The organism is Paenibacillus sp. TSM33 (genome assembly GCF_056099025.1).
Window position 1 is genome coordinate 146,521 of record NZ_JBLZXB010000023.1, and the last position, 11,313, is coordinate 157,833.

The 11,313-nt window shown below is 44.9% G+C and carries 10 protein-coding genes; 3 read left to right on the plus strand and 7 right to left on the minus strand.

Features of this window, described 5'->3' with window-relative positions; translation table 11 throughout:
* Window positions 1–186: 186 nt before the first annotated feature.
* Window positions 187–1,596, minus strand: a complete 1,410-nt coding sequence (locus tag ACN6NF_RS23970) for an MATE family efflux transporter (protein WP_474319979.1) — start codon at window positions 1,594–1,596, stop codon at window positions 187–189.
* Window positions 1,597–1,953: 357 nt separating this feature from the next.
* Here ACN6NF_RS23970 and ACN6NF_RS23975 point away from each other — a divergent pair, with 357 nt between their 5' ends.
* The 3 genes from ACN6NF_RS23975 (at window position 1,954) to ACN6NF_RS23985 (ending at window position 5,423) form a co-directional block, all read left to right on the plus strand.
* A complete protein-coding gene (locus ACN6NF_RS23975) occupies window positions 1,954–2,961 on the plus strand; it encodes an acrylyl-CoA reductase family protein (protein WP_474319981.1) in 1,008 nt (335 codons plus the stop codon).
* Window positions 2,962–3,217: 256 nt separating this feature from the next.
* Window positions 3,218–3,769: an RNA polymerase sigma factor gene (locus ACN6NF_RS23980; protein WP_474319982.1), complete on the plus strand. Its 552-nt coding sequence runs from the start codon at window positions 3,218–3,220 to the stop codon at window positions 3,767–3,769.
* Window positions 3,738–5,423: a DUF4179 domain-containing protein gene (locus ACN6NF_RS23985; protein WP_474319983.1), complete on the plus strand. Its 1,686-nt coding sequence runs from the start codon at window positions 3,738–3,740 to the stop codon at window positions 5,421–5,423. The genes ACN6NF_RS23980 and ACN6NF_RS23985 overlap by 32 nt, the downstream gene beginning before the upstream one ends.
* Before the next feature lie 112 nt (window positions 5,424–5,535).
* Here ACN6NF_RS23985 and ACN6NF_RS23990 read toward each other — a convergent pair whose 3' ends face one another.
* The 6 genes from ACN6NF_RS23990 to ACN6NF_RS24015 form a co-directional block, all read right to left on the minus strand.
* Entirely contained in the window at window positions 5,536–6,360 is an 825-nt protein-coding gene (locus ACN6NF_RS23990) for a carbohydrate ABC transporter permease (protein ID WP_474319984.1), read from the minus strand.
* Complete coding sequence (locus ACN6NF_RS23995) at window positions 6,360–7,226, minus strand: carbohydrate ABC transporter permease (RefSeq protein WP_102997464.1); 867 nt, start codon at window positions 7,224–7,226, stop codon at window positions 6,360–6,362. The genes ACN6NF_RS23990 and ACN6NF_RS23995 overlap by 1 nt, the downstream gene beginning before the upstream one ends.
* Window positions 7,227–7,242: 16 nt before the next feature.
* Complete coding sequence (locus tag ACN6NF_RS24000) at window positions 7,243–8,475, minus strand: ABC transporter substrate-binding protein (protein WP_474320294.1); 1,233 nt, start codon at window positions 8,473–8,475, stop codon at window positions 7,243–7,245.
* A gap of 205 nt (window positions 8,476–8,680) precedes the next feature.
* Entirely contained in the window at window positions 8,681–9,448 is a 768-nt protein-coding gene (locus ACN6NF_RS24005; protein WP_474319986.1) for an ABC transporter permease, read from the minus strand.
* A gap of 12 nt (window positions 9,449–9,460) precedes the next feature.
* Window positions 9,461–10,261 carry an ABC transporter permease gene (locus tag ACN6NF_RS24010; RefSeq protein WP_474319988.1) on the minus strand — a complete coding sequence of 267 codons (801 nt, stop codon included), beginning with the start codon at window positions 10,259–10,261 and terminating at the stop codon, window positions 9,461–9,463.
* The gene (locus ACN6NF_RS24015) at window positions 10,258–10,986 is read right to left on the minus strand and encodes an ABC transporter ATP-binding protein (protein WP_474319989.1); all 729 of its coding nucleotides are present in this window, start codon (window positions 10,984–10,986) and stop codon (window positions 10,258–10,260) included. The genes ACN6NF_RS24010 and ACN6NF_RS24015 overlap by 4 nt, the downstream gene beginning before the upstream one ends.
* Between the last annotated feature and the right edge of the window lie 327 nt (window positions 10,987–11,313).

Genomic DNA, 11,313 nt, shown 5'->3' on the forward strand with positions numbered 1-11,313 from the left:
TTTTTTAGTAAATTTACCATACTTCTATTTATAAATACCATTATGATATATTCTGACCCCGGATTTTTGGAATTCAGCCTATAAATCCGCAGACTATTTTCCTCTCTATGCAGCAAAAAGAGGCAGCTCAAGATGTTCTCTTGAACTGCCTCCACATACAACTCTATCGAAAAATTACTGCTTGGATTAGTGCGCTGGAACAGGCGTCGCAGACTGATCCGGTGTATCGTGTTCGACCAGCGAATGGTTTTCCCATAACCGGCTTCTCCAGCGGGCATACATGATGACAGCACGAGTCCATTCATCAGCAGCTATCGCCAGCCACACACCAGCGAGTCCCATATCCAGCTTGAATACCAGCAGATAACCCAGCGGCAAGCTCATGCAGACCATAGAGATCAGGCCCATAAAGACTGGAAACTTGGCATCTCCAGCAGCACGCAACGAGTTAATAATGACGATATTCGTCGTCCGGCCAGTTTCGAGCAGAATGCTAAGTAAAATAACCTGTGCACCCAAACGAATAATTTCAGGGTTTTCCGTAAACAAACCAAGTAAGGGTACACGGAAAAAGATAACTATCGCATCAATAATGACAGTCACGAGCAGCGCCCACTTCACACTGCTCAATACACGTTTGTAAGCCGTATCCTTCTCCCTGGCTCCCACGAGCCTTCCTACCACAATAGCCGTACCCATACCAACGGCCATACTGAACAAATAAATATAGCTCGAAATATTATTGGCATATTGACGTGTCGCCATCGCTTCTGCGCCCAGATAGGTCACGTACAGTGTGAATATGAGCTGACACGACTGATACATGATAGACTCCAGCGCGGATGGTACACCAATACGCAATATTTTTGAGATGAATTTTCTGGATAAATGGACGTAATATTTCCACTCGACACGGACCTCAGTTACCCGATACATCAACCAGAAGAAGATCAAGAGACAAATAAAGCGGCTACCTACTGTAGAAATGGCAGCACCCTCTACACCAAGTGCAGGCATTCCCCAATGTCCCAAAATCAAAACATAGTTGCCGACCACGTGGATCACATTCATAAAAACCGATACATACATCGTTTCTTTGGTAAAACCGTGCGTACGAATGGTCGCCGCCAGCGAGTTAATCAATGCCTGAAGGAAAATGGCCCCCCCGACGATACTCATATAGGATTCCGCATAAGTCAGAATATCACCCTGGACATTCAGCCATTGCAACATATGAGTACCAAACACAAGAAAAATGACGCTTAGCAAAAGACCTACCATTAAATTCAGAGTAATGGCCGTACCCGTCACCTGGGCCGCCTCGACTAGTTTCTTAGAACCGATATATTGAGCTACGACGATAGCAGCGCCGTTGCCGATAACCTCCAATACAAGGATAGCAATTGAAATAATTTGATTGGATGCGCCTACACCCGACACTGCATTATCAGATACAGAACTGAGCATGAATGTATCGACGCTTCCCATTAGCATAAACAGGAACAATTCAAGGAAAATAGGCCATGTCAAACGGAACAAATTCAGTTCCTTGGCTTCGGACAATACCGAACCATTTTTTAGTGCTCTGGTTGTCATTCATTCACCTTTCTTCATAGAATATTTAATGATCAAAGGGTATGTTAGCACAGTCATTCTGAAAATACATCCCGTTTACGTAAAATGATTTGAAAAATACGTAAGAATTCATTTATCACCTTCTTATAATTGATTATCGAACTTTATTGAAATAGGATGTCGCAAGAATATATCCGTAATCTGGACCTTTCGACGTCGTTATGAGCTAAAGGGTATAATAGATCAAGAGCTTGTGAAAATTACCGCTGACAGGATGTGCAGATTGTTGTATGCTTCCTGAGCATAATTTGTAAATTTAGAGAAGGAATAATATAGGCCATTCATAGGCTTAAACGGTAATAAAGGAGGCTTTTACAGATGACTCAATTATTTCAAGCCCTTGTCGTCGATCAGACGCAGGACGGTGAAGTTCAAGCAGAGGTACGTTCTTTGGAAACTGACAGTTTACCTGCTGGAGAAGTATTGATTCGTGTCGCTTATTCCAGCATCAATTATAAAGACGGGCTTGCCGCCCGCAAGGATGGCAATATTGTCAAAGCCTATCCGTTCGTACCTGGCATAGATTGCTCGGGAACCATCGTCTCTTCGGAGGATAACCGCTTTAGCGAGGGACAAGCGGTGCTCGTTACCGGCTACGGACTGGGTGTGTCTCAATTCGGAGGATTCAGCCAATATGCGCGTGTGCCTGCGGACTGGGTAGTTCCGCTTCCGGACGGACTCACGCTGAGAGAGGCAATGATTTTCGGAACAGCCGGATTTACCGCAGCTCTGTCGTTATATCGGCTAGAGCAAAACGGCGTTGCGCCGGAAAAGGGTAAGGTACTCGTCACCGGAGCGACAGGCGGTGTAGGCGGTGCAGCCATTGCCTTGCTGCACAAGAGGGGCTACCATGTCGTGGCCAGCAGTGGCAAAGCTGAATCGCATGAATACCTCAAGGCGCTCGGAGCAGCCGATGTTATTTCGCGTGAAGAGGTTTACGACGGTGCCGAGAGCATCCGACCGCTAGGCAAGCAGCTTTGGCAAGCGGCTGTAGACCCTGTAGGCGGAAAGCCGCTCGCTTCGCTGCTCAGCCAGATCGCCTACAACGGCTCTGTTGCCGTGAGCGGCCTGACGGCAGGTACCAAGCTGCCTACGACGGTGCTGCCGTTTATTTTGCGCGGCGTAAATCTACTGGGCATAGACTCTGTCTTCTGCCCCTATGACACCCGCGTAGCGATCTGGAAGCACATCGGCAGTGACTGGAAGCCGGAGCAGCTAGAGCAGCTCGTTGAGCGCGAAATTGGCTTGGCTGACCTGCCAAGCGCGCTCGAAGACATCCTGGCAGCCCGCTCACAGGGTAGAACGATTGTACGGCTGGCTGATTAACCGGAAGGTTGTCCGCAAGCTATCCGTTGACGTGTTTTTGCGTGAAGGAGTGTTCATCCCGTAGGATCTAGCAATGAAACATGTAAGAAGCCTGTAAATCTGCAGTTTTGAGATTTACAGGCTTCTTTTTTTGTGTGGTACATTGGAGAAAAAATAGACACATTCGAAGCAGACGATTTATTTTTCATAACCAAATGAACCTTTTGTGAACTTCAATTGTTATATAGATAAACTGCACGAGAAAGGAGAGCACATATTGGAGAGCAATCGAGAGTTGTTTGATCTGTATCAACGAGATGTATACCGAACCTGCTACTACATGGTCCATAACGCCTCGGATGCAGAGGATTTAACACAGGAAGTGTTTATTACCTTGTTTCGCAGCAATCGTGAGCACATCGAGCAACTAAAAGCCTGGATTATGAAAGTTACGGTCAATCATTGTCTGAACTATCTTAATCGCCGAAAAAGCCTGCATTTGAAAGTATCGGCCAATCTCCATCTTTTTACTGGAACAGAAAACAAGCCTGTGGACAGGCAGGTGGAGGAACGCGAGTCTGCGGAAGAATGGGCCGTTTATATGAATCGCCTTCCAGCCAAAATCCGCGCTGTGCTGACACTTCGCTATATGCATGATTTCACGTTGGCGGAAATATCCAAACAGCTGGAAATTCCGCTGGGAACCGTCAAATCCAGGACACACAAAGGGCTAAAGTTAATGGAGCAAATACTGCGGGAAGCTGACGCACAGATTCCCGATCTGGAAGGAGAGAACTATGAACAACGTAGAAAAGGCATTGAAGCGTAAGTTAAATAATGATTCGGAAATAGCCTATCCCGACTTCGATAAGATGTGGAACCGGATGGAACAGGCAGGATGTACTGCCCCTACGCTAACCGATGCTCCCGACTCATTCACTCCGTACCGACATAGAAGTTGGCGAAAAATAGCCATCGCTGCCTCTCTGAGCGCACTTCTCGTTGCCGTTCCCGTCTATGCCGCCATCCATTATAACTGGGGCAATCTGCTGCACGGAAGAAGTGGAATTGAGACGGCATTAGCTCAAGACCTTGGGCAACCGTTGGAACAGTCTGTCACCAAAGACGGGATAAAACTGACGCTGCATACCGCTATTGTCGATGAGAACCGGACTGTGATTCTGTACAGCCTGGAAGTCGGAAAACGCACAGACAACGAGTTTTGGAATGTCAAAGGGGTATCGCTTAAAAATGCTGCTGGGAAAAGCAGCGCAGGGGAATATAGCTTCCAACAATGGGATGAGAAAAACCAACGCTATAACGGCTACTTTGAAAGTGATTGGACACCACAGCAAGAAACAGAAAATGTGCGGCTGACCGTAGATCATATTGAGCTTACCAGCGTTCAGGAATTGGATTTGCCACTCGATATCACATCACCTCAGAAACAGACTTTCAAGCTGAATCGTAACGGTTTACAAGATATGATGATACAGGTATTCGAACAAGGTAAGGATAAGCTGATGCTGTCATCAGCGATTACCTTCGATTCCTCCATACCAAAAGAATGGGACAATCCGCAAATTATTGCCTACAGAGGTGGGAAGCCTGTAAAGCCCCAATCTGGAGGGACATTTGGTACACCCGGTGAGAACGGAGAATACACAGCTCAGCAGTATTTTACTAAAGGCGATATACCAAAAGGGCAGACCGCTTTTAAACTGCAATATGCACAAACGGAGAAAAGTATACATGAACCCCTAAACTTTGACCTGCAACTAAGCAAGAAGAAAATGGAGAGCGGGACGATAAAAAGCGTGCTGAATACCCCCTTGGAGAGCGGTAACCCGAATTTCATGCTGGAACAAATGATTGTCACACCGACACAAATCCGTGTCACGATCAGAAGTGAAAAGAAATTCGCCATGTTGCCTTATCAAAAATATTTTCTTTCTGTGAACGGCACAACGTTAGAGGGTAATCGTTGGTCTTCACCTGATGAGGACCACGATCTGAACACGATCCGTTTTGAACGACCGACCAATCTTGTGATCACCCAGAATACTCCCATTGATTTCACAGGAAAATACAAGGTTACGACCCATTCGGATGACAAAACGCCGCAGCGTTTAACTGATATTTCTGAGCAAAAGCAGACGCTAACGACGCAAATCGACGGCTATCCTGTGAAGTGGACCTACTACAAACAAGGGTCGGACTTGTTCGTAGAAACCGAAAGTGAGGATATTCACTTTGGAGGGATCAACCAGACGCATATGGGTCTGGGGAAAGAACGAATGATTGGCAAGCCGATCACAGCCAACTTCGCCGGAGATGGCAATAATAAAGCAGTGGATGTCTACAAGAATTTCAAGGAAAAGGAAGCTTCTATTTATATGTTCTACTACACAACAGACGAACCGGAAGCCGAGACGACCGTACGCTTGCAGCCACTGACTAGCAACAGCCAAGCATCTAAATAACCATGCTATAAAAAGAGGGTTCTCTATACCTGTGTGATTCACAGTATAGGAACCCCCTTTTTATTCGCCTAGTAAGGCACAGCCTGCTGCTTGAAGCTGTTGTATTCTCATCTTATTTTACAGAACCTTGCGTAACACCATTAATAATCCATTTTTGTGCAATCAGATAGACAATAATCATCGGCAGCAAAGCCATCAAGTACGAGGCAAAGGCCAGATTAAAGTCTGTGTTGAACTGCCCCTGGAACACATACTGGACGAGCGGCAGTGTATATTGCTCCGCATCGCTGATAATAATGAGCGGCAGCAAGAAGTCATTATATGTGGACAGACAAGTGAGAATCCCCACCGTAGCACTAATCGGCGCCATCAGCGGGAATATAATACGCCAAAATGTTCCCCATGTCGTCGCACCATCTACCGTAGCCGCCTCTTCCAATGCCACCGGAATCGAGCGAATATAACCGACATACACGAAGACATTAAACGCCAAGCCATATACCGTATGCAGCACAATGAGCCCCAACAGATTGGTCATATGAAGCCCTGAAGCCAGCTTCACAATCGGCAGCATGATGATCGGGAACGGAATAAACATGGCGCTCACAAAATAAAAATATAATCCTTTGAAGAAACGCCGCTGCATATTACGGGCAATAGCATAAGCAACCATCGAATTGGTGAGCAAAGTAAGTATGACCGTCGATGTCGTCACCATCACACTGTTCCGAAAAGCACTGAAAAAATGGGTCATTTCCACTGCACGACTAAAATTTTCCCAATGCAGCTCCGTCGGAAAGGCAAAGGCGCAATGCGCCATCTGCTCAGGATTTTTGAGTGCAATTGTCACCGTCATATAGAGGGGGAACAGGATAAATATGGTTCCCAAAGCTACCAGAATCAGCACAGGCCAGTTGGTACGTCTGCTTGTTTTCATCAGTTATCCATCTCCCTTCTTTGGAGGAATCGCAGCTGTAAGATGGAAATAATCGCGATCACAATAAAGTAAATCACAGAGTTAGCTGACTGATAGGCAAATTCTCCGCCTCTAAAGCCTCCGGTGTATATCAGATGGGAAATCGACTGCGTGGCCCGTCCCGGTCCGCCGTTCGTCAAGGCCACAATCTGATCGAATACCATCAGGGAATTTTTCATCGCCAATACCATATTGATCGTAAAAAATGGAGCAATCAATGGGAAGGTAATGCTCCAGAATTCACGCCATTTACCTGCACCGTCCAGATTGGATGCCTCATACAGACTGGTCGGAATCGTTTGCAGCCCTGCCAGATAGAGAATCGTATTAAAGGCAATGCCCTGCCATACAGCTACGATGACCACCCCCACCCAAGCCAACTGCTCGCTGCCCAGGATGTTCGTTGATAATGAACTGATGCCCAAGTTCTGCCCCCAGATCGTAAATACGTTCGAGAATAGGTAATTGAATATGTAACCTACGATCAACACGCTCAAAATATTAGGCAAGAAATAAATCCCGCGAAAAAAATTGCGAAAACGTATTTTAGCGTTCAGCCCCATAGCAATTAGCAAGCTGAGAATATTAATCGCAATGGTAACCACAATCGCAAATTTGAAAGTAAACCAGTAAGCATTGCCCACATTGTCATCCTGAAACAAATTAATATAGTTCTTAAACCCGACAAAGTGATACTGATGCCCGAATCCATTCCAATTGGTGAGCGAATAGTAAAATCCCTGCAAGGCAGGTAAGGTCAAAAATATAAAAAATAATAGCACCGCCGGCACCGTCATCCAGTAAAAAGTCGTTAGTCGCTTATTCATGTCTCGTCCTCCTCCCCTATCGGCGGTTAGCTACCTTATTCCACTCCCGGTCGAGCTTGGCTAGATAGGCATCGATGTCTCCGTTTTGCAGGAACGCCTGTACAATTGAATTCAATTGGACCGCTTTGGGAATATAATGATCGGCAAAATCAATGACACGGCCTGATTTAAAATACGGCAGCAGCTCTGCCACACTCGGGTCATCCTGCGTGACTCCCTTCACCGCTGAAAACAACGTTTGTTCCGTAATGTATTGCTTGCTGTTCTCCGGCTTCAACAGGAAGGCAATGAACTCTTCAGCTTCCTTTTTATGCGGAGTGCTTTCCGAGACAGCCAATAGCGTATCTATCCCAGACACCAGCTTGACCGACTTGGCGTCATTCCCTGTGGGGAACGGGAAAAATCCGAGTTCCACTTTCGGGTTAGCTTTGCGGATTTCAGATATAGCCCACGAGCCCTGAATGTACATCAGTCCCTGCCCGTTAGCGAAAGCACGGTTCCCGTCAGCATAGTTTTTGCCAAAGTTATCACTATGTCCGTATTTCAGCAGCTCCAGCTGCTTTTCCGCAACCTCGCGGTACTTGTCCTGAAAGGTAACCTGATTCTCACGCCGTTGCAGGAAAAAATCAATACCCACCAGGTTCGGACCCAGTGCATTAAAAGGGAGGTTCGTTTGCCAATCATCTTTATATGTAAAATAGAAAGGGATTTTGCCAGCAGCCTTGATTTTTTGCGCTGTTGCAATCAGTTCATCCCACGTTTTGGGCACCTGTAATCCCATTTCCCTAAACAGCTTTTTGTTGTACATCACACCATTCGCATTCGCAGCATAAGGAATTCCATACACGGGATCAACCCCGGTGACATCCTTAAGCATTTTGAGGTAAATCGGGTCCACCGTGCGTGGCAATTCTGTATTCGCCAGATCCGTAAAAATACCGCTTTGCGCCAAAATAGAGTAAGTATCGGTGGCTCCAAGCCCCACAATGTCAGGTACATCGTTTTTGACCACCCGGGTCAATAACACCGTCTCCGCCTCTGGCGGATTGACCTGCGTCACTTCAATACCGGGATGCTCCCGATTGAATTGTGCAATCAGCTTGTCGAATGAACCCTTGGCCTCCGGCTTATTTTGAAAAAACTCAATTTGCACCTTGCCTGAATCGTCACTTTTATTGCATGCGCTTACAGTAATTGCTAGCAGCAGAATTACCGTTAGTATAGATAGCCTTTTGACCGCATTCCACATGCTCATACCTCCTTTTCCCCTATGTCAATCTATGCGGGACTAGACAATTAATACCCGTCCCTGGCGAGAAAGAAACGACACACTGGATGAGATTGCCGCCGTGAAGTTCAACATCGTCCGTATTAAAAAAAGATCCAGCTAACCTTTCAAATGGTCGCGTGGATCCTTTTCGCTTTTATAATGTTCGGGTTACAAAGTTTTATTTCTAAACAATCTTTTTTTGCCATCGTGTAAAACTAATAACCATGCAGGCTATAATCATTCCTCCTGCACACATCCAAAATTCAAATGAGTTGTCAATTCTTAGAGCAAGCAATATTTCTCGAAATGGATCCATTAACATAATGAGTGGCCTAAACAACTGGAAGTGAAATACGGATAAGATAAGAATCACTATATAGGCAAATAACGGCCGTGACACAAACAAACACACAACGCTACTCAACATGAGTTTTACCAGACAAACCAGCGTTAATACCAAATAAAACCCAAGTATGTAGGGTATAGCGTCCGACCGGAGAGAGGCAACAGATGACCCATATTTAAAAAAAGTAGAGCTGTGCGGAAAAAACAACCATCCAGCGATTACACCTATAAGCAAGCTTGTCCCCATAAAAATTACCGTTATGGCTGATAGTGCTAGCAACTTGGCAAGCCAAAACTGAAAACGTCGATACGGTCGTAACACATATAGCCTATAGGCTCCAGAATAGAGATCCCCGCTTAATTGGTCCACATACAGAATGGGCAGGATTGCTGTAATGAGAAATAAAGCAACCTCACTCATCATCAGCCACGGTAAATTGACATTATTTACGACCACAGTTCCTTCACCAAAACGTAAGACCTTCGTACCCGTTACTTTATGGCTCCATATAATTGCAATCACGATTAATATATAGGCTATATATAATAAAAGACTGGATTTGCGATTCCAAATTCGTTCCATTTCACTTCGCCATATTCCTAGCACGAGGAAATCCCCCTAATACAAATAGTCATCGGTCACAAAACGGCGGTAAGCCCCCCAAGTAAAAAAGATAAGATATAGACTAACCACGGTGATAATCGCTCCATTCACAGACAAATTCCCCATTAAGGACCTATCTAGTCCTGTATGCTGCATATATGGAACAATCATAAATGCAATCACATTGTATAAGTAGGGAATATGAGAAACCAAAGTTGCTAATTTTAAATACAATGAATCAAACAACAGTGAGCCCAGATTGTATATCATACACACACCGATTGCATACGTTACACTCTTGCTGTACATAGCGACAAAGCAGTAAAAGGAACTTATTGCCAATAATGAAGCAAGTGCCCAACCATAGTATTCAAGCATCTGTAGTCCCTGAGATCCAGATAGTCCCGCATCACTTATATTATATGAAAGAGTCCATACTTCAACGATCACCTGCGAGGATACTGCAAATGCCATGAGAAGAAGCAAGATAGAAGTATTCAAAACCAGCAGCTTACCCCAGAAAATCTGACCACGGGTAAATCGTCGCATAAATAACAAACGCAGTTGCCCGCTTCGAAATTCCTCTGTGTATACAGCAGCCGCTAAAGCAGACACAGCTATATTGCATGCTAAAAACAAATTCTCACGCAGACCCGTAACGACAAAGTTTAAGGATAATACCTCTACAGGAATCTTCATGGTACGCAAGAAATATACTCCTGTCGAACAGGCTAGCATTGGTGTACATAATACCATGAGCCAGAACCACTTTCGTCTCCATAGCCGCTCGAACTCACTGTATATTAATAACTTCATAGTCCCATTAACCCCATAAAGGCATCCTCCAGACGTTGGCCTTCCTTTATCAGCTGATCAGCTGGTCCCTGCCAAACTAGCCTACCCTCTTTAATTACAATGAGTTCATCGCACATCTGTTGCAATTCATCCAGTAGATGACTGGAGATAAAAAAGGCATAATTCGCTGAAGCACGCAGCTGAAGCACAATATCTCTCAGTTCCCTCATCCCCATGGGATCAAGACCGTTGGATGGTTCATCCAGCAGCAGAAGCTCAGGAGCGCCCAGCATGGACTGCGCAATACCTAGTCTTTGCTTCATTCCCAGCGAGTAGGTCTTCACCTTGTCATCCCCCCGCGTTTCTAACCTCACTTTTGTAAGCAATTCCTCGATATGTCTCTCCCGATCTGAGGGCGCAATTTCAGAATGCAGCCTTGACAAATTGCGCAAAACCTGCCTACCTGTCATATAATCAAAAAAGACTGGAGATTCAACAATGGCCCCTACCTTGCATAACGCCTTTTCCCGATCAGTGTGCACATCATATGAAGCTATCTTTACAGAACCGCTGGTTGGCTGCATTAATCCGGTCATGATTCGCATCATTGTGGTTTTACCGGCCCCATTAGGCCCAATAAATCCATATATCTTTCCTTTTTGAAGCTTAAAGGAAACACGATCTAACAAATACCTTTTTCCCATTTTTTTCGTCACCTGGCTGACCTCCAGCAAGGAGTCCGACATACTATTTCCCCCATCCATAACGAATCGTAAAATAGTTACAAGCGGGCATTGGATATATAAGATTTCTATTGACGACATAAACTTCAGTTAACAATGATCCATATTAACAATACAGTTTAAAAAATATCACATGTTGCGAAATGTAAACAGTTCACTTTATATGTAAAATAAAATAACAATAATTTATTAATGTCATTTTCTATAATAGATGGTTATTAATCTTTACTATAATATCTTTGCACTACAAAAAAAGCATAGCCCCTCAGTAGGCGTGCTACCTCAGGGCTATCCTTTATAAAATATACGTTGCCTATCTTCAGCAACCAG

Excerpts from the sequence above, each read along its gene's own strand:
- ACN6NF_RS23970 (WP_474319979.1), bottom strand. The coding sequence starts at position 1,596 with ATGACAACCAGAGCACTAAAAAATGGTTCGGTATTGTCCGAAGCCAAG.
- ACN6NF_RS23975 (WP_474319981.1), top strand. The coding sequence starts at position 1,954 with ATGACTCAATTATTTCAAGCCCTTGTCGTCGATCAGACGCAGGACGGT.
- ACN6NF_RS23985 (WP_474319983.1), top strand. The coding sequence starts at position 3,738 with ATGAACAACGTAGAAAAGGCATTGAAGCGTAAGTTAAATAATGATTCG.
- ACN6NF_RS23990 (WP_474319984.1), bottom strand. The coding sequence starts at position 6,360 with ATGAAAACAAGCAGACGTACCAACTGGCCTGTGCTGATTCTGGTAGCT.
- ACN6NF_RS23995 (WP_102997464.1), bottom strand. The coding sequence starts at position 7,226 with ATGAATAAGCGACTAACGACTTTTTACTGGATGACGGTGCCGGCGGTG.
- ACN6NF_RS24000 (WP_474320294.1), bottom strand. The coding sequence starts at position 8,475 with ATGTGGAATGCGGTCAAAAGGCTATCTATACTAACGGTAATTCTGCTG.
- ACN6NF_RS24010 (WP_474319988.1), bottom strand. The coding sequence starts at position 10,261 with ATGAAGTTATTAATATACAGTGAGTTCGAGCGGCTATGGAGACGAAAG.
- ACN6NF_RS24015 (WP_474319989.1), bottom strand. The coding sequence starts at position 10,986 with ATGTCGGACTCCTTGCTGGAGGTCAGCCAGGTGACGAAAAAAATGGGA.